Source organism: Mucilaginibacter jinjuensis (assembly GCF_028596025.1).
Lineage (GTDB): Bacteria > Bacteroidota > Bacteroidia > Sphingobacteriales > Sphingobacteriaceae > Mucilaginibacter > Mucilaginibacter jinjuensis.
In genome coordinates, this window is sequence record NZ_CP117167.1 from 721,131 (window position 1) to 743,963 (window position 22,833).

At 42.8% G+C, this 22,833-nt stretch carries 16 protein-coding genes; 14 read left to right on the forward strand and 2 right to left on the reverse strand.

Translation table 11 applies throughout. The annotated features are described in order from the left end of the window. The first annotated feature begins 118 nt into the window (after positions 1–118). From PQO05_RS03315 to PQO05_RS03330, 4 genes are all read left to right on the forward strand, one after another. A complete protein-coding gene (locus PQO05_RS03315; protein ID WP_273631235.1) occupies positions 119–1,426 on the forward strand; it encodes a spondin domain-containing protein in 1,308 nt (435 codons plus the stop codon). Positions 1,427–1,764: 338 nt separating this feature from the next. After that, on the forward strand, positions 1,765–5,958 hold the full coding sequence (locus PQO05_RS03320) for a hybrid sensor histidine kinase/response regulator (RefSeq protein WP_273631236.1): 4,194 nt from the start codon (positions 1,765–1,767) through the stop codon (positions 5,956–5,958). A gap of 336 nt (positions 5,959–6,294) precedes the next feature. Continuing rightward, the gene (locus tag PQO05_RS03325) at positions 6,295–6,819 is read left to right on the forward strand and encodes a YceI family protein (protein WP_273631237.1); all 525 of its coding nucleotides are present in this window, start codon (positions 6,295–6,297) and stop codon (positions 6,817–6,819) included. Between the two features lie 153 nt (positions 6,820–6,972). Beyond that, the gene (locus tag PQO05_RS03330) at positions 6,973–8,517 is read left to right on the forward strand and encodes an MFS transporter (protein WP_273631238.1); all 1,545 of its coding nucleotides are present in this window, start codon (positions 6,973–6,975) and stop codon (positions 8,515–8,517) included. On the opposite strand, the gene PQO05_RS03335 is transcribed toward PQO05_RS03330, so the two are convergent. Both PQO05_RS03335 and PQO05_RS03340 read right to left on the reverse strand, forming a co-directional pair. Further along, positions 8,486–9,904, reverse strand: a complete 1,419-nt coding sequence (locus PQO05_RS03335; RefSeq protein WP_273631239.1) for an FAD/NAD(P)-binding protein — start codon at positions 9,902–9,904, stop codon at positions 8,486–8,488. The genes PQO05_RS03330 and PQO05_RS03335 overlap by 32 nt on opposite strands. Before the next feature lie 143 nt (positions 9,905–10,047). Then, positions 10,048–10,317, reverse strand: a complete 270-nt coding sequence (locus PQO05_RS03340; RefSeq protein WP_273631240.1) for a UBP-type zinc finger domain-containing protein — start codon at positions 10,315–10,317, stop codon at positions 10,048–10,050. Between the two features lie 105 nt (positions 10,318–10,422). Between PQO05_RS03340 and PQO05_RS03345 the strand changes: the two genes are divergently transcribed. The 10 genes from PQO05_RS03345 (at position 10,423) to PQO05_RS03385 (ending at position 22,830) form a co-directional block, all read left to right on the forward strand. Then, a complete protein-coding gene (locus PQO05_RS03345; RefSeq protein ID WP_273631241.1) occupies positions 10,423–13,197 on the forward strand; it encodes an outer membrane beta-barrel family protein in 2,775 nt (924 codons plus the stop codon). Between the two features lie 7 nt (positions 13,198–13,204). Continuing rightward, positions 13,205–13,963: a GLPGLI family protein gene (locus PQO05_RS03350; protein ID WP_273631242.1), complete on the forward strand. Its 759-nt coding sequence runs from the start codon at positions 13,205–13,207 to the stop codon at positions 13,961–13,963. A gap of 216 nt (positions 13,964–14,179) precedes the next feature. After that, positions 14,180–14,368 carry a hypothetical protein gene (locus PQO05_RS03355; RefSeq protein ID WP_273631243.1) on the forward strand — a complete coding sequence of 63 codons (189 nt, stop codon included), beginning with the start codon at positions 14,180–14,182 and terminating at the stop codon, positions 14,366–14,368. Positions 14,369–14,509: 141 nt separating this feature from the next. Then, positions 14,510–15,844, forward strand: coding sequence for a sigma-54-dependent transcriptional regulator (locus PQO05_RS03360; RefSeq protein WP_273631244.1), 1,335 nt, complete (start codon positions 14,510–14,512; stop codon positions 15,842–15,844). A gap of 291 nt (positions 15,845–16,135) precedes the next feature. Next, positions 16,136–16,213, forward strand: coding sequence for a K(+)-transporting ATPase subunit F (kdpF, locus tag PQO05_RS26715; RefSeq protein WP_420490479.1), 78 nt, complete (start codon positions 16,136–16,138; stop codon positions 16,211–16,213). 13 nt (positions 16,214–16,226) lie between these two features. Then, a complete protein-coding gene (kdpA, locus tag PQO05_RS03365; RefSeq protein WP_273631245.1) occupies positions 16,227–17,945 on the forward strand; it encodes a potassium-transporting ATPase subunit KdpA in 1,719 nt (572 codons plus the stop codon). 2 nt (positions 17,946–17,947) lie between these two features. Continuing rightward, on the forward strand, positions 17,948–19,975 hold the full coding sequence (gene kdpB, locus PQO05_RS03370; protein WP_273631246.1) for a potassium-transporting ATPase subunit KdpB: 2,028 nt from the start codon (positions 17,948–17,950) through the stop codon (positions 19,973–19,975). Between the two features lie 22 nt (positions 19,976–19,997). Then, positions 19,998–20,561: a K(+)-transporting ATPase subunit C gene (locus PQO05_RS03375; RefSeq protein ID WP_273631247.1), complete on the forward strand. Its 564-nt coding sequence runs from the start codon at positions 19,998–20,000 to the stop codon at positions 20,559–20,561. Between the two features lie 54 nt (positions 20,562–20,615). Beyond that, positions 20,616–21,695: a porin gene (locus tag PQO05_RS03380; RefSeq protein WP_273631248.1), complete on the forward strand. Its 1,080-nt coding sequence runs from the start codon at positions 20,616–20,618 to the stop codon at positions 21,693–21,695. Between the two features lie 10 nt (positions 21,696–21,705). Beyond that, entirely contained in the window at positions 21,706–22,830 is a 1,125-nt protein-coding gene (locus PQO05_RS03385) for a sensor protein KdpD (protein ID WP_273631249.1), read from the forward strand. Positions 22,831–22,833: the final 3 nt, after the last annotated feature.

The window sequence follows — 22,833 nt, forward strand, 5'->3', positions numbered from 1 at the left end:
GCTTTTTTTATGCATTATTCATAATTGTAATTGGTTGAAGTAGAGCTGACTATTTATTTAAACGAAAAATGTTGTAAGGAATGGAAATTCAGTGCGACAAACCGGGAAAATATATAAAATGAACTACTTGAAAAACAACAAAAGTGTGGCAGTAATCGCCCTGCTGTCATTAGCATTTGCAGCTTGCAAAAAGGATAACAATAATAATTCAACGGCGCCATCTACCAAGTCAACCATTACGGTAGAGAATGTGCTTAACTCACAACCATTGGTAGAGTCGGGCACGTTTCAGGGCACAGGCTCGCCAGCTTTGATTCAACCCGGTCAATCAACCACTATTCAGTTCTCGGCAGCGAAGGGCGAAGCCATTTCATTTGCCACCATGTACGGCTGGTCTAACGATTTATTCTTTGCACCCGCCAACCCGGGTATCCTGGTTTATGATGCCAATGGCAACCCTATCGAAGGTGATGTTTCTGCCCAGGTAAAACTTTGGGATAACGGCACGCGCATTAACCAGGCACCCGGCGCTAATGTTAACCACCCTGGTGTAGCAGACAGCAAACCTATAACCGAAGTAAAAGGAACCGATGCACAGGGCAACAGCTATCTGCCGGCATCATCATTGGTTAAGGCAACCTTAAAATACAATGGTAATTCTGTATTTACATTAACGCTGCAAAATACATCTGGCAATACGGCAAACCCAACGCCATTAAGCCCTGGTGTTTGGGCTGTATCGTACATTGTGGGTGGTACTTTACAAAACCCGGCCCCATTGTATACCAGCGGACAAGTTACGGCTAACGGCCTTACCGGTATTGCGGAAATGGGCGATAACACCCAACTGAGCGCTTATGTAAAAGGCATAACCGGCATCTTCACACCGCTATCACCTATATTGGTGGTGGTTTATAATGGCGTTGATAACCCTATTTATAAAGTTGGCGAAAACGATCGTGGCCAGGGTTTAAAACCATTGGCACAACAAGGTAATGCAGATACTTTAGCTGCATATTTAAAAGGAAAACCGGGTATAAAGGCAGTTTACGTATTACCTGCCCCAACCACCAAAGTATTATTGCCGGTAATTGGCGCGCAAGCGGGCGGCATTGTTTCGCAGGACATCACAGTTTCGAGCGGCGACCGATTGGCCATTGCTACAATGTACGGTTTCTCTAACGACTGGTTTTTCGCTTCAGCCGATAATGGTGTTGATGCTACCACCAAGGGGGACATATCATCAACCATTAAATTATATGATGATGGTACGGCTATTAACCAGTTCCCGGGTGCGGGTATAACCCAGTTTAATTTGGCAGGTACGCCACTTAAAACAAGCCAGCCTATTGCGGTTGTGCCTAACCCTAATCCGTTTACTACGCTACCCGATATCAGCAAGATAATTAAGGTAACCATTAAATAATTGTAATACTTTTTTGAAGCGGCCCCAGGTTAATGTATCCGGGGCCGTTTTTTATGTCAAAATTTAAGGTCAATTAACTCAACCTTTCTAATTTGTTTGCGTAAAAGTTAATAGTGTGCATTAAGCGAAAGTTTTAAATAATATATAAATATCCTAAATCTGTTTACTGCCACGATAACGTAATTACGTGCGATTGGAGCATCGTAATAGCCAATTATGTATATAATTTACTTATTTTTATAATTTGCTATATTTCCCCTATATATTAAATGACTTATCACTGTTCGTTGCGATACCGTTGTCTGATACCATCTTTTGTTAAAGGGTATTTTCTTTTATTGCTGTTTTTTATTCCCTTATTTTCTTCGGCACAAATATCCGATGTCAGGTTTCGGCATATCAGTAATGAGCAGGGCTTATCAAACAGTACCATCACCTGTATTTTTCAGGATAGCCGGGGGTTTATGTGGTTTGGCACGCGCGATGGTTTAAATAAATACGATGGTGTTAAGGTGGTGACCTACAAAAACGATCCCAAAAACAAAAACAGCATTAGCGATAATTTTATTAATTGTATTTACGAAGACAGTGACCACCAGCTCTGGATCGGTACACCTTTCAGCCTCAACAAGTTTAACCCACTTACCAATTCATTCACTAAAATCAATATCCACGTTAGCGATAGCATAACGGCGTTGAGCGGGTACGATCGTAACCATATCTGGATGGGTACCCTGGGCGGTGGCGTTGATTTGCTGGATACCCGCACCAATAATGTAAGGCACTTTATCCATCATAACAAAAATAATGCATCGCTAAGTTCAGACAGTGTTAACTGTTTTTTTGAAGACGCGAATAAAAATCTTTGGGTGGGCACGCAAAAAGGGTTGAATATTTTAGATGCCCATAACTTAAGCTTTAAACCTTATTTAATAGATAGCGTAAATAACTGCAGCGTGGTAAGTATTGCCGCCGATCATAAAAATAATTTATGGCTGGGGCTTAGCGGTATTGGTGCAGGCGTGTATAACCTGCAAAGTAAAAAACTCCAACTGCTTAGCCATAACGAACACGATCCGGGTAGCCTGTCTGGTAATTTGATATTGCAAATACTGGTTGATAAAAAAGATAACGTTTGGATAGGCACTATTAACCAGGGCATGAACCTGTTTAACCCTGCCAACAACAGTTTCTTTAAATACCGCCCCAAGCCTGATAATACCGGCAGCCTATCGAACATGACGGTTTCGGCTATTTTTGAGGATAACCAGGGCGACCTTTGGGTAGGCACGCATCGCGGAGGGATTAATCTTTATACGGCAGAATCTGACAAGTTTAAGCTCTATAAACAAAGTCTCGATGATAAGAGCTTAAGTTATAATGACGTAAAGTGTTTTTTTGAGGATCACAAAGATAATTTGTGGATTGGTACCGATGGCGGCGGCCTCAACCTGTTTGATCGTAAAACCAACCTGTTTAAACATTACAAAAATATACCGGGTGATAAATCAAGCTTATCCGGCGATGCCATACAGGATATAGCCGAAGATGCATCCGGCAATTTGTGGGTGGGCACCTGGGGAGCAGGTTTAAACCTGATGGACAGGGCAAGTGGAAAATTTACCCGGTTTAAGAATAATAAGTCAGATCCAAATTCTTTGAGTTCTGATTTTATGCAGAGTATGCTGCTGGACAGTAAAGGCAATTTCTGGGTAGCAACCTACTATGGTGGTATTAATTTACTTGATGCCAAAACGCATCAGTTTAAACGCATTACTAAAAGCCCAGATGGTAAAACCAGTTTTAAAGGTAATAACGTAGTATCTGTAAATGAAGATAAAGCCGGTAATGTGTGGTTTGGTACTGACGATGGCGGGCTGAATTGTTATAACCTAAACACGCAGCAGTTTTCTCATTATTTTGATAAAGAAGCTAAACGTACCGATTCGCGCGTAATATTTACCGATAGCAAAGGACAGGTTTGGATTGGCATGGCTGGTTTATACCGTTTTGATAAAGCGCGTAACGACTTTAAGATATTTACTCAAAAAGCAGGCTTAGGTACCGATTTTATTAAAGGTATAACGGAAGATGAACGCCATAATCTGTGGATCTCAACATCAAACGGTATCACTCGCCTCAATCCGGCAACGGGCGAGGTTAAGCAGTTTAATACGTATGATGGCTTGCAGGGGATGGAGTTTGAAGCTAACTCGTACCTGAAAACCCGTGATGGCGAAATGTATTTTGGCGGCATTAAAGGTTTCAACCGGTTTTATCCTAATGAAATTATAACCAACAAATTTTTGCCGCCGGTTTATATTACCGATTTTCAGGACCATAATAAAAACGTGATTCCGGGCGACCCTGATTCGATATTAAAAACAGATGTTAGTTATGCCAAAACCATCAGGCTTAATTACGATCAGGCTTCTTTCTCTTTTAACTTTATTGGCTTAAGCTATATCATCAGCCGCAATAATCTGTACGATTATAAGCTTGATGGCCTCGACCATGAATGGACAAGAGCCGGTATGGAACGCAAGGCCAGCTACACCAACCTCGACCCGGGGACTTATACCTTCAGGGTAAGGGCCTCTAATAACGATGGAGTTTGGAACGAGCAAGGCGCATCAATTACCATTATAATTACGCCGCCTTTCTGGGATACATGGTGGTTCAGGCTGCTGGTAATACTGGCTATAGTTGCTATTGTTTACAGTATTTACGCCTATCGCATTAACGCCATTGAAAAACAAAAGGCCGAACTGGAGAAACAGGTAGAAGAGCGTACGCATGAGGTTGTGCAAAAAGCACATGAACTGGAGATCAAGTCCGACGAGTTGCAGGCAGCCAATGAGGAATTGCAGGTACAATCAGAAGAGTTGCTGTCGCAATCAGAAGAGCTCATGTCTCAGGCGGAGCATTTGCACGAGCTGAATAACGAATTAAACATCCAGCGGAAACAAGAACAGGAGGCGCGAGAAGAAGCCGAAAAAGCCAACCAGGCTAAGAGCATATTTTTAGCCACAATGAGCCACGAGATCAGGACACCGATGAATGGTGTGATCGGGATGGCTTCGCTGCTTGCAGAGACAGAACTGAACCTGGAGCAACGTGAATACACCGACACTATTATCAATAGCGGCGAAGGTTTGCTGAATGTGATTAACGATATTCTGGATTTCTCGAAGATAGAATCGGGCAAAATGGATATTGAGCATGAGGATTTCGACCTGCGCAATACCGTGGAAGAGGTGATGGATATCTTCGCCCCGAAAGCTGCTGAGCTAAAAATAGATCTGATCTATCATTTGGATGAGGATGTACCGGTACATATTGTTGGGGATAGCCTGCGTGTTAAACAGGTGTTGATCAATTTGATTAGTAACGCCATGAAGTTTACTTCAAAAGGCGAGATATTTATTAAAGTATTTATTGTTAAGCAGGTTGGCGAAGAAGTACAAATTGGCTTTAATGTAAAAGATACCGGCATAGGTATCCCCCAGGAAAAACTATCGAAGCTGTTTAAGGCCTTCTCTCAGGTTGATTCATCAACCACGCGTAAATACGGTGGTACCGGTTTAGGTTTGGCTATTTGCGAGCGCCTGGTGCAGTTGATGGGCGGCGAAATCTGGGCAAAAAGCCAGTTTGGCCAAGGATCTGAATTTAGCTTCTCCTTTAAAACCATCCGAAGTAAAAACCCGGTGAGTACGCCGCTAATTTGCGATTTAAGTGCGCTTAGAGGCTTACGGGTATTAATTGTAGATGATAATAATACCAACCTGTTTATCCTTAAAACCCAGTTGGAGCATTGGAAACTTGCCCCGGTTACTGCAGTATCTGCCATTAATGCGCTTCATATCCTGGAAACCGACAGTAATTTTAAACTATTGATCACCGATATGGAAATGCCATTGATGGATGGTGTTGGCCTGGCTAAAGAGGTAAAAGAGAAATATCCTGAGTTGCCAATCATTATGCTAAGCTCAATAGGAGATGAAACCAAGAGCAAATTTCCGGGGATATTTTCGTCCATCTTGGTTAAGCCGGTTAAGCTGCACCACTTATGCCAGGGCATTAGTGCAGCGTTTAATAAGCAGCAGGCAGGTGTTAGCACAAAGGTGAGCAACAATATACTTTCGGCCGATTTTGCTACGGAACATCCACTACGGATATTGGTTGCTGAGGATAACACCATTAACCAAAAACTAATAGAGCGTGTATTAAATAAGCTTGGCTTTAAACCAGATATTGTACAAAACGGTATCGAGGTGTTGGACAAGCTAAAAGAACAGACCTACGATATTATATTGATGGATATCCAGATGCCCGAAATGGATGGTTTGGAAACAACCGGAATTATCCGCACCCTGCCAGGCACCCAGCCCTACATTGTAGCCATGACTGCCAACGCCATGGCCGAAGACCGCGAAATATGTATGCAAGCCGGTATGGACGACTACCTCTCGAAACCAATGCGCCTCGAAGACCTGGTGGTTATATTGAAACGCACCAAGGTGATAGAATAGTTATAATGAGTGGCAGAGGTTAGTAGCAGTGGCAGTTTTCTTCCTGCCCGTCATGCCGTCCCGACTATCGTTGGGATCGGCACCCCACAGGACAGGTCGCAGACTTAGCTTTACGTATATTTAGCATGTGGGATGCCGATCCCAACGATAGTCGGGACGGCATGACGTGTGGAGACTGCTGCTGCTACTAAACACTGCCACTTATATTGGCCTTTTAGTAAATATCTTTTTGGTTAATAAATATTACCGGCTGGCAACCTCTTTGTTATAGTAAGCGTATTTTATATAAATACCTCTTACCGCGAGGTCTATCTATGAAAAACTAAAAAGAATTGTATGAAAAAACTGATTTATCCTGCACTTATTGCAGTAGTTGTAAGCCTGTCGGCATTTGCGTATTTCGCAAGCGATTGGAAAGTTAAGAGTGATGCCGCCTCGGTAAAGTTTACCAGCAGTAAAGCCGATGGCCAATTTACAGGCTTAAAAGCTGAGATCCAATTTGATAAGGCACAGCCTGAGCAATCCAAAATTTCGGCTACTATTGATGCTACCAGCCTTAAAACAAACTTCTTTATCAAAACTAACCACGCTAAAGATGCCATAGGTGCCGATAAGTATGCAACTATTAAGTTTGTATCAACCTCGGTAAGTAAAGATGGTAACGGTTATGCGGCTAAGGGAAATCTTACCCTTAAAGGAGCAACTAAACCAGCCGTTATTCATTTTACATTTGAAGATAAAGGCAGTGAAGGCGTATTTAAAGGCCAATTTCAAATCCATCCTAAAGAGTTTGGTATAGATAGAGCCGGTACACCAGACGACGTTGATATTGAATTGGTAGTACCAGTTGCCAAAGGATAAAGTATAGTTTTAATTGTGTGATAATAGTGAAGCGCCTTCGTTTTAATAATGAAGGCGCTTCTTGTTTTAAATGATAAATAAGAATTAATATGAATGGGCTTCTTTTATAATGAGTAAAAAGTATCTTTAAGCATACCAGTTTAAGTAACCTTTATGGCAACAGTAGCGCTTCGCAGTTCTGAGGGCAAGTGGATTATGGGCTCGGCCATACTGGCTTCGGCTATGGCTTTTATTGATGGTACTGCTTTAAATGTAATATTGCCATCCCTGCAACAAAGCCTTAATGCTAGCGGAGCAGATCTGTTCTGGATCCTGAATGCTTACCTGTTAATGCTGGCTGCACTGATATTGATCGGAGGTTCACTGGGCGACCAGTTAGGCCGCAAGAAGGTCTTTATGATCGGCATCTTTATTTTTATAGCCGGTTCTTGTGCCTGCGGTATCGCAGGTAGTGTTACGCTGTTGATTTTGTTCCGAATTATACAGGGTGTTGGCGGTGCGCTGATGATACCGGGAAGCTTATCGCTCATTTCAGCTTCGATTGATGTAAAGGAGCGGGGCAAGGCCATCGGCACCTGGTCGGCAATTACCACGATGGTAACCATTGGCGGCCCGATTCTGGGTGGTGCATTGGGCGATGCCGGCTTGTGGCGTTATATCTTCTTCATCAATATACCTATCGGACTGATTGCATTACTCATCCTCGGTTTCAAAGTAAAAGAAAGCCGGGATGAAGATAAAAATCGCAGTATTGATTACGGAGGAGTTGTCACCATTGCACTGGGTTTAGCTATGCTAACTTTTGGTTTTTTACGTGTGCCTGCTATGGGCTGGGCTAACTGGCAGGTATATATGACTATTACTTTAGGCGTACTGTTTTTGGCAACTTTTATTATGATAGAAGCCAAAAGCAAACACCCGATGATGCCTTTGCAGCTATTCAGCAACCTCACATTCAGTGGTGCTAACCTGCTTACACTTTTCCTGTATGCCGGTCTTGGGGCAGGGATGCTGTTTTTATCCCTAAACCTGGTACAGGTGCAGGGGTACGATCAATTACAATCGGGGCTTACTTTTTTGCCTTTTACAATACTCATGGTTAGTGTATCCCGCTTTGCCGGTGCACTGTCTGATAAATATGGTCCGCGTTTCTTACTTATCGGCGGCCCGGCTACGGCAGGTTTGGGTTTCCTGCTGCTTTCATTAGTAAAGCAAACCAACGGGCCGCATGAATATTGGACAACCTTTTTTCCCTGTGTGGTGGTGCTGGCTATCGGCATGTCGTTCACCGTGGCACCGCTTACCACGGCTGTAATGGGTTCTGTGAGCGATCATTTTTCGGGCACGGCATCGGGTGTTAATAATGCTATAAGCCGTATAGCTAATGTTTTTGCCAATGCCATATTTGGTGCACTGGCGGTGCTGCTTTTCTCGGGTGCTTTGCAAAAAGAGCTAAAGCAGATGCCATTGAAAGAGAAAGATAAACAAGCAGTAATGGCATCGGCAGTAAACCTGGGCAATGCCAAAGTACCTAAGGGTATCGACGATAGTCATAAATCTATGGTGATAAAAGCCTATCACGAAAGCTTCATCAGTACCTATGCTATGATACTGCGTATTGCCGCATGTCTCGGTTTTTTAGCAGCTTTGATGGCATTTGTATTTATCAGGAATAGTGCGGTGAAGAAAGCGGGTTAGTTTCCTTAATCTGCGCTAATAATTTCACAGCAACATTTTCTGCCTGGGCACGTATTTCGGGCACGCCGGTAGTTTCCCACAAAATACCTTTCATGTTATTGCCGAGTGTGTACATGTTGGGCGAGATGTTGCCGCTACGGTCAATCACCCGGTTGGTTACGGCATCGGCATTAAGCGAAATTTTTAGAGGATCAGCATCAATTAAACCTTTAATATATAGTGTGTTCAGTAGAGAGCCTGGTAGGTTTACATCAATTTGCGAACCGGTGCAGTTAATTACGCGCTCTACATCGAGCGTTATTTCTTTGCTGGCTTTTTTATCCTTAATGGTAGCTTCTACATAACCATCTTTCTCGATTAGGCTTAAAAGGCGGCCGGTAATTGGAGTAAGCTTTCCGGAGTTAATGAGCTTACTGATTCTTTCATACATCCCGGCAGGTGTACGGTGCCGCCAGGCGTTCCATATTGAGCTAACCCTTTTCAGAAAGTAGCGCTTGTCTTCGAGCGTAAAATCGAACCAGATATTTTGCAATTGGTATCTGATAGAGTTTACAACGGCAACTTTGGAGATGCCTTCGCGTTCGCAACGTTTGATATGTTTATTGATCACCTTAACCAGGTCATATAACCGATATGGACGAGAAATTTCGCTCAGTATATCCACATCATAAGGCGGCACGGTTGCATCTGGCATAATGGCAAAGCCATGCGGCGACATGGTGTAGATTTTTTTGGAAAAGCCTTTAGACTGAAGCGAGATCACCGCATCAATCATCGTGAGGCTATTGCCGATGATCAGAATATCCCGTTCCGATTTCAAATCCTGCATGCAGGTATCATCCCAGGGGTTTTTGAAATAAAGTTTGCTGTCGTAAAATGAATTATCAGCTATAGGAATGTTTTTGGGTATGGCATTACCCGTAGCTAAAACCACGTAATCGGCTTTTATGGATGCTGCGTTTTTCAGTTCGATATCGAAGCCCTTATTATTAGATATTACGTTTATTACCTCGTCTTCTACCAACTGGAAAATAACCCGCTCGCTTTTATTTTCAAGCGTTGTTGTCCAAACGGTATTCAGATACTCGGCGTAAACTTTTCGGGGGGCGAAACTATTTTTTAGTGTTTCAGCAGGTACATCCTTAAAATCATTATGTTGCTGTAGCCAGTTAAAAAAGTGATCAGTATGCTGGCTAAAAGCACTGATACTGCTTACCGGTACATTCAGTAAATGTTCGGTGTAGGGGGTAGCGTAGGCAATGCCTTTTATAAGCGGGAAGCGGTTATTTATAAGGATGATATTCAGAGGAAAGTCTGCCTGCTGCATCAAATGTACAGCAGTCATGGTGCCTGCAAAGCCGCCGCCAACAATGGCAATAGTACGCATGGGATATAAATTGCTTTTATTAGATTTTGTTATAGGTTATAACCTTTTAAATAGCTATAACCCTTTTTTATAACCACGATTATAGGCAATATTTTCTAATCCCTAATGTAAAAAAGGTGTAACGAAATAATGTGTTAGTCTACTTATTCGTACTCGGCAAATGACTCATCAGGATAGCACCAAAGCCATTTTTCGCCAGGTTGGGCCGAGCTGATCACCGGGTGATGCTCAGCATGATAATGCGCCGTCATGTGCTTCATGGGCGAATCGTCGCAGCATAAAGTAACGCCACAGGTTTGGCATACGCGCAGATGTACCCAGTCGCTGCCTATTTTAATGCACTCGGCACATACATGGGTATCGGTGGTTTTTACTTCGGTAATGGCATTAATATGCTGGCACACTTCGTTCATGGCAGGTAGTTTTTTACTAAAATAACATAAATTTTTGTTAAGAAATGTTAAGTCTTTTCTCTCACTAAGAAATTAGTTATATATTGTGGCGACTAAACCTTATTAATGAAAATCACAATTTCCACCCTGATTCTCTGCTTCCTGTGTTCCTTAAGTATAATGGCCCAAACGCCTTATGCGGTTAAAGGCATCGCGGCAGATAGTTCATCAAACCTAAAATTACATAACACATCTGTAGTAATTTTAAACGCTAAGGACTCTACCTTAAAAGCATTTACACGTGCAGGAACTGATGGTTCTTTTACTGTTAACGGGCTTGCTAAAGGCAAATATATTTTGCTGCTTACTTATCCCAACTATGCAGATTATGTAGAGAACTTTGCTTTAGATTCTGTAAACCATGAGCACAGTTTCGGTAATATCAATCTGCTTTTAAAGTCAAAACTACTGGCCGATGTTATTGTAAAAGGCAAAAAAGCTGCCATTAAAATTAAAGGCGATACGACAGAATTTAATGCCTCGAGTTACGAAATTCAGCCTAACTCGAAGGTTGAAGACCTGTTGAAACAGCTGCCCGGTATACAGGTAGATAAAGACGGAAAAATTACCGCCCAGGGCCAGACCGTAAACAAAGTATTGGTTGATGGCGAAGAGTTTTTTGGTGACGACCCAACGCTCGTTACCAAAAACATCCGTGCCGATATGGTTGATAAAGTGCAACTCTATGATAAGAAAAGCGACCAGGCTACCTTTACCGGTATTGATGACGGGCAGAAGACAAAGACCCTCAACATTAAATTAAAGGCCGATAAAAAGAACGGAACTTTTGGTAAAGCAGATGCCGGTGTAGGTACAGATGGTTATTACCAGGGACAATTATTGTACAATACTTTTAAAAATAAACTGAAGTTTTCGGCTTATGGCACAATCTCCAATACCAGTAAAACAGGTTTAAGCTGGGACGATAGCCAGAAACTTGGGGCATCAAACAATGTTGAGGCTTTTGATGGCGGGTTTTACGTTACCAATGATGATTTTAACAGCGGGGGATATAACGGCGAAGGTTTACCTAAGACACGCTCTGGAGGTTTGCATTTTGATAATAAATGGAATGCGGACAAGGAATCGATCAACACCAATTATAAGGTGAGTTCGACAGATATTGAGGGTACTAAAAACATTCAGACGCAAAACAGCCTGCCAACAGGTACCATTAATACAAACAGCAATGAGCGCTTCAGCAACAACTCTTTGCGGCAAAAACTGGATGCCACTTACCAGGTTGCACTTGATACCACATCAAACTTAAAGCTCTCTGTTGATGGCACGAAGAAGGATCTTGATAATAAAAGCGATTTTGATGCCACCAGCTTAAGGGGTAATGATGTGATGCTGAATAAGCAGATCAGGTCCTTAACCAATAAAGGCGATCAGGATGTGCTTAATGCATCGGCCTTTTATACCAAAAAGTTTAAAAAGCCCAGTCGCACGTTATCTATCAATTTAACAGAGGCCTATAACAAAAGCGATACCCACGGCTATCTTAATTCTGAAATTGATTACTATAATGATCTGGGGCTGCAAGACAGTACCCAAAAGGTTAACCAGTTTAAAAAGAACGACGTAACAACTTCGGCATTTACCAGTAATATAGCTTATACCGAACCTTTCTCGAAATTTACATCCATTATTATTAACTATGGTATTGGCTTTAATAATAGCAATGCCGACAGAAGATCATACAACCAGGCTGGCAATGGTTTATATACCGACCTCGATTCAACCCTCAGTAACCATTACAAGTTTAACCAAACCATTAACCAGGGTGGTGCGGTATTCAACTATAAGAAAAAGAAAACCACCTTTAACTTTGGTACCAAAGTGGCCGCAGTAAGCTTTAACCAGTTGAATGAGTACAATGGCATAAACTTTAAACGCAGCTTTGTAAACTGGTTGCCCCAGGCGCTTTATCAATACAAATTTTCGCAGCAGGCAGGTATTTATTTAAACTATAACGGCCGTACCACGCAGCCAACCATCGATCAGATTAACCCGTTAAGGGTTAATACCGATCCGCTGAACATTACCCTGGGTAACCCGCTGCTTAAACCATCATTCCGCCATAGTTTTAGTGCTAATTATAACTCGTACAAAGTACTAAGCGATCAATATATTTATTTGGGCGGTAACTACTCATTTACTACCAGCGCCATTGTAAATAATACGGTTACAGACTCGGCCGGTAAAAGCACATATCAGGCCATAAACCTGCCTAATAAAAGGCCGGCCAACTACTATTTATACGGTAATTATGGCCGCACGTTATTTGCTGGTATTAACGGGGGAATAAACATTAATCTTAATGGCAACGACTCATATAATTATGTGAATAACATATTAAATGCATCAAAATCTCAAACCTATTCGGTAGCGCTTAACTTTCGTAAATACAAGGCCAAAAAATATAGTTTTTATTTTGGAGGAGGCCCCAATTATACCATCAGTAAAACATCATTACAGAGCCAGATCAATAACAATGGCCGCGGCTTTACATCTTATGGTTATGTAGATCTGTATTTACCCGGCAAAATTCAGATCTCACCTAATGTTAATTACGAGTTTAGGGCCAAAACAGAAACCTTTAGTGATGATTACCACCGTACCCTGCTGAATGCCACGATAAGTAAGGCCTTTCTTAAACAGGATAATTTGAAGTTTTCTATAACAGGGAATGATCTGCTAAACCAAAATACCGGCTTTAACCGCTCGGCCTTTGGTAACCAGATTACCCAAACAACCTATACCACTATTAAAAGATATTTCATGTTCTCTATCACCTATGATTTTAATAAAATGGGTGGCGGTGCACCTCAAAAATAATTACAAGATGAAAGTTACATTAACCATTATAGGCTTGCTGATAAGCCACCTTTTAATTGCCCAGGGCGTGCGCTTTACCACTGCCGGCATTATTGAGTTTGAAAAGAAAGTAAATATGTACGCAATACTGCAAAAGCGGGTAAATAAAGAAAATGAAAGCTTTTATGCACCATATATAGAAAGCTATAAAAAGAAAAATCCGCAATTTAAGATCTTAAAAAGCACGCTCAGCTTCTCGCAAAATAAAACATTGTTTACACCCATAGAAGATGAAACCGGTGGCACTTTTATGGGAAGCTACAGTAACCAGCCCAATACCATTTTTACCGATTTAGCCACCAAAAGCAGCACAATGCATAAAGAAGTATTTGAACAGGCTTTTTTGGTGAAAGACAGCACCCGTAAAATAAACTGGAAATTCACCAGCGAAACCCGTGAGATAGCCGGATACACCTGTCGCCGTGCTAATGCACTGGTAATGGATTCTATTTATGTGGTTGCATTTTATACCGATCAGATCCCTGTATCGGGCGGGCCGGAGACTTTTACCGGCTTACCGGGTATGATACTGGAGGTGGCTTTACCGCACGAAAATGTATCATGGATTGCCACCAAAGTAACTGATATGCCCGTTGCCGAAACTGCTTTAAAGGTACCCACAAAAGGGAAGCCTGTGAACAATAGGCAGTTAAAAACCACGCTCGAAGCCGCCTTGAAAGATTGGGGCGATTATGCGAAAGAAACATTTAAGGCGCTGCTGTTATAATTTTTCGATAGAATTATACACAAGCACTCCATTTTGATAATCCTACTATTTCAAAATGAAAAACAAAACGCAGGCTTTGTAAAGTGTTTGTCTAATTATAGGGCTTGTTTAAGGCCAATGTCTTAAAAATACAGCCCGCAGCATTTGTGGCATGTGTTTTGGATTATGTGTACCGTAAAGCGTAAAAACTTTACACCGACACATAATTTTTTAGTAATGATAGCATTTTACATAGCGCTTAAAGTAAGCGCTCTATTAGCGGTTATGATATTGCCGTTAATTGGTCCCTCAAAAAAGAAACAAATACGCATCCCGGCACCAGCGTTAAGCCGTTTAGTTATAACCGAGAATGGTTACATGCATTACCTCAGCAATACTTCGGTTAAAGCACAGCCGGTTAGCTAATTAAAAATTACCAAATTATAAAGCCTCTGTATCAGGGGCTTTTTTCATTACGTTTATATTATTTAATTAGGATATTTGCACCGGAGTTTAAACACGTAAAACGGTGCTTCATCACATCAATCCTACACCATATTTAAAGCAATGCAACAAACAGTATTAATTATTGATGACGAAAAGAAGTTGTGCGGGTTGCTTGCGCGGATTATTGAATTGGAGGGCTACAAAGCCCTGCAAGCCTATACCGGTAAAGAAGGCCTCAAGATACTGGCTAACGAAAACGTACAGGTTGTACTAAGCGATGTTAAACTGCCCGATGTTAATGGCGTTGAACTGGTAAAACAGATCAAAGAGAAAAAGCCCTTTGTTGAGGTAATCTGCCTCACCGCTTACGGCACCATTCATGATGGTGTTTTAGCCATTAAAAACGGAGCTTTTGACTACATAACCAAAGGCGACGATAACGACAAAATTTTACCCCTGCTGGCCAAAGCAACCGAAAAAGCCAACCTGCAATACAAACTATATCAGATAGAAAACAAGGTTATCAGTCAGCATAGTTTCGAATCTATTATTGGTACTTCGCGCAGCATTAAAGATGCTGTGAGCCTGGCCCGCAAGGTTTCAACAACAGATACTACCGTATTATTAACCGGGGAAACTGGTACAGGTAAAGAAGTTTTCGCACAATCAATCCACTATAACAGCAACCGTAAAAACAAAAGCTTTGTAGCAGTAAACTGCAGCGCCTTTGCACGTGATATTCTGGAGAGCGAATTATTCGGGCATAAGGCGGGTGCTTTTACCGGTGCGCTGAAGGATAAAAAAGGGCTTGTTGAAGAAGCCGACGGCGGTACGCTTTTCCTCGATGAGATCGGCGAAATGAGCATCGATTTACAAGCCAAATTGCTGCGCGTGCTCGAGTCGGGCGAGTTTATTAAGGTGGGCGATACCAAAACTCAAAAGGTAAATGCCCGCATTATAGCCGCCACTAACCGCGAACTACAAGGCGAGATAAACAAAGGTCATTTTCGTGAGGATCTTTTCTATAGACTTTCTGTATTCACTATTCAGCTGCCATCGCTTAACCAGCGTAAAGAGGATATCAAGCCGTTGGCCGAGCATTATCTCAAAGAGTTTTCGGACAAAACCAACCGTAACATTACCGGCTTCGATGCCAATTTTATTCCACGCTTGGAAACTTACAGCTGGAAGGGAAACATCCGTGAGCTAAAGAACCTGATAGAACGTGCTGTAATTTTATGCGATGGCAATATACTAACAGTCGATCTATTACCGCTTGATCATCGCCTGGAAGAAGAATCATCAGAAGCCGTATTTGAGATGGCTGTGATCGAAAAAAATCATATCCGTAAAATCCTTAACTATACCAAAGGCAACAAAACCGAGGCTGCACGATTAATGAATATCGGCCTAACTACTCTTTACCGCAAAATAGAAGAGTATCATTTGGTATAATATGGCTTGTATACCACTGCCGTAATTATCATAACAGCGCACTCTTATGAAAAACAACCCTTCCAAAATGGAAGGGTTTTCTTGTTTATGGCCAGGCTGTTTTCTTTTTTAAATTATGCAATTAGCTAATAATTAATAACTTATAACTGAAAGCTACCAACGTGGTACATCATTTGGCAATGTGTCAGAAACTAAAAAGATATGAATACGATCATCCTGTTTCTGGCCATACTGCTGTGCAGCTGGTTAATTTTTAAATCTATTGACTGGTTCGAAAAAATCTAAAAGATCATGATAGCCTTATTTGTTGTTTCCATCGCAGTTTTTGTATACATGGTATACGTGCTGCTTAAACCCGAAAAATTTTAACCCTTAACCCGCAATGAACACTGAACTATTTGGAATAGTAGCCTCGTTTGTAATCACCCTGGTGATTGCCATTCCACTGGGCAAGTACCTGGCAAAAATGTTTGCCGGCGAAAAAGTCTGGACCGATTTTCTGAAACCGATTGAAACCGGAATTTTTAAGCTATCGGGCATCAACCCTAAAGAACCGATGAACTGGAAACAGTTTTTAAAAGCCATGATGACCATCAACATCCTGTGGTTGGTTTACGGTTTCTTTGTTTTAATATACCAGGATAAGCTGCCCCTTAACCCCGATGGTAACCCCGGCCAAAGCGCCGACCTGGCTTTTAACACCATTATCAGCTTCGTGGTAAACTGTAACTTACAGCATTACTCTGGCGAAACCGGTGCTACTTACCTTACCCAGCACTTTATATTTATGTTTCTGCACTTTACCAGTGCTGCAACAGGTATGGCTACTGCGGTTGCCGTATTCAAAGCATTTAAAGATAAAACCACTACAGATCTGGGCAACTTCTGGGAGTTTTTTGTAAAATCAATTACCCGTGTGTTGCTGCCACTATCAATTGTGGTTGCCATTATATTAACTTTTAACGGTACGCCAAGCAGCTATGCAGGTAAAGACAAATTTATATCACTGCAAGGCGATACCGTAAATGTATCACGCGGCCCTGCTGCTGCATTCATTGCCATAAAACACATCGGGACGAATGGTGGCGGTTGGTTTGGCGCCAACTCTGCCCACCCGCTCGAAAACCCTAACTACTTAACCAACATGGTTGAGGTTATAGCGCAGGTAATATTGCCGGTTGCTATGGTATTGGCTTTCGGTTACTACATCCGCCGTAAAAAACTGGCCTGGATCATATTCGGGGTAATGACCACTGGTGTATTTATGCTGATGATCCCAACCCTAACCAGCGAATTGGGTGGTAACCCGCTCATCGCCAAAATGGGTGTAAGCCAGGTTACAGGTGCGATGGAAGGCAAAGAAGTACGTTTCGGCCCTACAGCTACCGCTTACTGGAGCACCATGACCACCGTAATTTCTACTGGTTCTGTAAACGGGATGCATGATAGCACCATGGCCCTAACCGGTTTATGGCAATTGCTGGCTATGATGATTAACTCGCTTTATGGTGGTTGCGGTGTTGGGGTGCTGAACTACTTCATCTACCTAATCATCGCCGTATTTATCTCTGGACTGATGGTTGGCCGTACACCTGAGTTTCTGGGCCACAAGGTTGAAGCTCGTGAAGTAAAGATCGCTGCGCTGATTACCCTGCTAAGTCCGTTCTTGATTTTGGCTGGTACTGCAATTTCCAGCTATGTGTTCACCAACCACCTGGGTGGCGATTGGGCTGTTAAGCCATCAACCTGGTTAAATAATCCAGGCTATCACGGTTTTTCAGAGATGTTGTATGAATACACTTCATCAAATGCCAACAACGGTTCGGGTTTTGAAGGCTTGGGCGATGGTAATATCTTCTGGAATGTAACCACAGGTATAGTGCTCATCATGGGTAGGTTTCTGCCGATTATCGGTCCGGTTGCCATTGCCGGGTTACTGGCTCAGAAGAAATACATCCCTGAAAGTGCCGGTACTTTAAAAATCGATACCAAAACTTTTGGACTGATGACCTTTGCCGTAATCATCGTATTAAACGCCTTATCATACTTCCCTGCACTCGCTTTAGGCCCGTTGGCAGAATACTTCTCAATGCTTAAATAACAATGAAAAATCAATCAAATAAATTATTTGAGCCTGCCCTGGTGCAGACTGCATTAAAAGAATCTTTCATAAAACTTGATCCTCGCGCCATGGTGCGCAACCCGGTAATGTTTACCGTGGAGATTGGTACCATTGTGATGATCCCGGTTACTATATACAGCCTTTCACACCATGGTCAGGGTTCGTTCGCTTATAACTTCGCGATATTTCTGATCCTGTTTTTAACCGTACTGTTCGCCAATTTTGCCGAGGCCATTGCCGAAGCACGCGGTAAAGCACAGGCCGACAGTTTACGTAAAACCCGTGAGGAAACACCGGCCAAAGTGGTAATGAGCGATGGCAGTATTGTAACCAAATCATCGAGCGAATTACGTAAAGGTGATGTGTTTGTGTGCGAAACAGGTGACACCATCCCAACCGATGGCGAGATCATTGAAGGTATAGCTACCATTGATGAATCGGCCATTACAGGTGAATCGGCCCCGGTTATCCGTGAATCGGGTGGCGATAAATCATCGGTTACTGGTGGTACCAAGGTATTATCAGACGAGATCAAAGTTTTGGTAACCACCCAACCAGGCGAAAGCTTCCTGGATAAAATGATTGCCCTGGTAGAAGGAGCATCTCGCCAGAAAACACCTAACGAAATTGCGCTGACTATCCTGCTGGCAAGTTTCACCCTGGTGTTCATCATCGTATGTATCACCCTGAAACCATTTGCAGATTATGCCAATACGCCTATCACTATCGCGGCATTGATCTCTTTGTTCGTATGTCTAATCCCAACAACTATTGGCGGTCTGCTATCAGCCATTGGTATTGCCGGGATGGACAGGGCTTTGCGTGCCAACGTAATCACCAAATCTGGTAAAGCGGTTGAAACTGCAGGCGACATCGACGTATTGTTGCTGGATAAAACCGGAACCATCACCATTGGTAACCGTAAAGCTACTCAGTTTTGGCCTGCAGCGTCTGTTGGACCGGATGATTTGATCACTGCCTGTGTACTCTCATCGCTGGCTGATGAAACTCCAGAGGGTAAATCGATCATCGAACTGGCATCGCATCATTTTGAATTGCCGACTGCACCTGCAGGTTCGGAGTTCGTGAAGTTTACTGCCGAGACCCGTTCAAGCGGTATTAATACGCCGCAAGGCTTACGCATCCGTAAAGGCGCTTTTGATTCTATCCGTAACATCGCCCAAAAGGCAGGCAACCCTTTCCCTGAGGAAGTGGAGGAACGTGTGAAGATCATTTCTTCAAATGGTGGTACGCCGCTGGTGGTATCGCAAAATGAAGTGATTCTGGGTGTGATTGAACTACAGGATATTATTAAAACCGGCATCTCTGAGCGTTTTGAGCGCCTGCGTAAAATGGGTGTGAAAACGGTAATGGTGACTGGTGATAACCCATTAACTGCCAAATTTATTGCAGAAAAAGCGGGTGTGGACGATTTTATTGCCGAGGCCAAGCCCGAAGACAAAATGAACTACATTAAAGCCGAGCAAAATACCGGCAAGCTGGTAGCCATGATGGGCGACGGTACAAACGATGCCCCCGCATTGGCCCAGGCCGATGTTGGTGTAGCCATGAACAGCGGTACCCAGGCCGCTAAAGAAGCAGGTAACATGGTGGATCTGGATAACGACCCAACCAAGCTGATCGAAATTGTTGAAATCGGTAAGCAATTGCTGATCACTCGCGGTACACTCACCACGTTCTCTATCGCGAATGATGTGGCCAAATACTTCGCCATCGTGCCTGCACTGTTTATCGCTTCAATCCCGGCATTGCAAAGCATCAATATCATGAAACTGCACAGCCCCGAGTCGGCTATATTATCAGCGGTAATATTTAACGCCATTATTATCCCGATGCTGATACCATTGGCATTGAAAGGTGTAGAGTACAAACCAATTGGGGCCAGTGCGCTGTTACGCCGCAACTTGCTCCTGTATGGCGTAGGTGGTGTAATTGCACCATTTATCGGTATCAAATTAATTGATTTGGTAGTAGGCTTAATGTTCTAATAAAGTTTAAAGAATAGAAATCATGAAAAAGTTCATTATACAATCCATCAGGTTAACATTAGTACTTACAGTACTGTTATGTGTGATATACCCACTGGGCATTATGCTTATCGGCAAAGCATCAAAGGGGGCCGGCAACGGCGAAACTATTGTAGTAAATGGCAAAGTGGTTGGTTATGCAAACATCGGCCAAAGCTTTACAAAACCTCAATATTTCTGGGGAAGGCCATCTGCTGTGGCTTATAACGCAGCAGGTTCGGCAGGTTCAAACAAAGGCCCAAGTAACCCGGACTATTTAAAGGATGTAAGCAACCGTATTGATACCCTGCTTAAATATCATCCATACCTAAAACGCAGCGATATCCCTGCCGATCTGGTTACTGCTTCAGGAAGCGGCCTTGATCCGGATATTTCTCCTGATGCTGCCAAAATTCAGGTAGAACGTGTGGCCAAATACCGCAAACTCGACGAAAATAAAGTAGCTGCCTTATTAAGCAACAATATCGAGAAACCACTTTGGGGCGTATTCGGTCCATCAAAAGTAAATGTGCTGAAATTGAACATCGCGCTCGACCAATTAAAATAACACGTCTAACCACTGCGGTGCTGCACCAACAGTGCCGCAGTGTTAAAATACAAAATGAGAAGATTACTAATTATATCCCTGCTGATGTTAACCATAGCCACCGTAAAAGCACAGGATATCACCCGCAACGGCAAACTAACCATTAGCGGCTATACCGAACTGTACTACAGCTATGCGTTTAACAAACCGGCAGACCATACCATGCCTCCGTTTGTATACTCATACAACCGCACTAACGAGGTTAATTTAAACCTGGGTTTTATAAAGGCTAATTATACCAGCGATAACATCAGGGCTAACCTGGCTTTAATGGCGGGTACGTATGCCAACGCAAACCTGGCTGCCGAGCCGGGTGTGCTTAAAAATTTGTACGAAGCAAATGCCGGTATCAAACTATCCAAAAGCGCAAACCTGTGGGTTGATGCAGGTGTATTTGCTTCTCACATTGGCTTTGAGAGTGCAGTTGGTAAAGATTGCTGGGTTTTAACCCGTGGTATCTTGTCTGATAATACACCTTATTATGAGGCTGGCGCTAAATTAACTTACACTACCGCTGATGGTAAGCTGACTGCATCTGCCTTATACCTAAACGGCTGGCAGCGCATTCAGCGGCAGGATGGCAACAATAAACCTGCGGGAGGAGTACAGTTAACCTGGCAGCCAACAGAAAATATCACATTTAATTATAGTAATTACCTGGGTACAGAAGGCGCAGATTCGGTAGGGGTAAGGCGCTTTTACCATGATTTTTATACCATTATACAGCTTACGCCTAAGTTTGGTATTACTGCGGCTATTGATTATGGCACCCAGCAAAAATCTAAAACGGATAAAAGTAGCAACCATATTATATCGCCTGTATTTATTGCCCGTTATAAATTGGCAGAGCAATGGGCAGTTGCAGGCCGGATTGAATATTACCGCGACCCGAACGGAATGATTATAAGCACCGGGACACCGAACGGGTTTAAAACAACAGGATATTCGGTAAATTTAGATTATAGTCCTTTCCCTAATGCGGTGATCCGTTTGGAGGGGAAAGTTCTGAATAGTAAAGATCCCATTTTTATGAAGGATAATATGCAGGTGGCGGCCAACCAGGTTATTACAACAAGTTTAGCGGTTTCATTTTAAACAGTGAGTGATGGCAGAGCAGGATAGCACCGTAAAAACGTTTATCGAACTGGTAAAAAAGTCGAGGCGTGGTAAGTTTAAGATTTACATTGGCATGAGTGCCGGTGTGGGTAAAACTTACCGTATGCTGCAGGAAGCCCATGCGCTTTTACGTAACGGCATCGATATCCAGATCGGTTATATTGAAACGCATAACCGTGCCGAAACGCAGGCTTTGGTTGCGGGCATCCCATTAATACCACGCCGTAATGTATTTTACAAAGGCAAGGAGCTGGAAGAGATGGATCTGCACGCCATCCTGAACCGGCATCCCGAAGTTGTTATTGTTGACGAACTGGCCCATACCAATATCGAGGGAAGCAAGAATAGCAAACGCTGGCAGGATGTACTGGATATTTTAGAGGCAGGAATCAGCGTGATTTCGGCAGTGAATATCCAGCACCTCGAAAGCATGAACCAGGAGATTGAGTCCATTACAGGTATTGCTATTACTGAACGGATCCCTGATAAGGTTTTGGAGCTTACGGACGAGATCGTAAACATTGATTTAACTGCCGATGAACTGATTGACCGCTTGAAGGATGGCAAGATCTACACCAAAGATAAAGTGAACATCGCGTTGAAGAATTTCTTTCAGCCCGATAAAATTTTGCAGCTACGGGAGTTGGCTTTGAAAGAAGTTGCCCACCATGTAGAGCGGAAGATTGATATTGAGGTACCAAAACAAATTAAGCTTCGGCCCGAAAAGTTTTTGGCTTGTATATCATCCAATAATGACACGGCGAGGGTGGTGATCCGTAAAACGGCGAGGCTGGCATCTTATTATCGCTCGCCCTGGATAGTTTTATATGTACAGAGCAGCGGTGAGAGCGGTGATAAAATTAAGCTGGATAAACAACGCCATCTCATTAATAACTTCAAACTGGCTACCGAACTGGGCGGCGAAGTTGTAAAAATTAAAAGCGACCAGATAACCCAAGCCATTATACAATTGGCCGATGAAAGGGAGATTACAACTATTTGCATTGGCAAACCACACCTCAATTTATTCCAGGTGATACTGCGAACGGCAATATTTAATCAGCTGTTAAAACATATCGCAGCCAAAGAAACCGACTTAGTGATCTTATCCTGATAA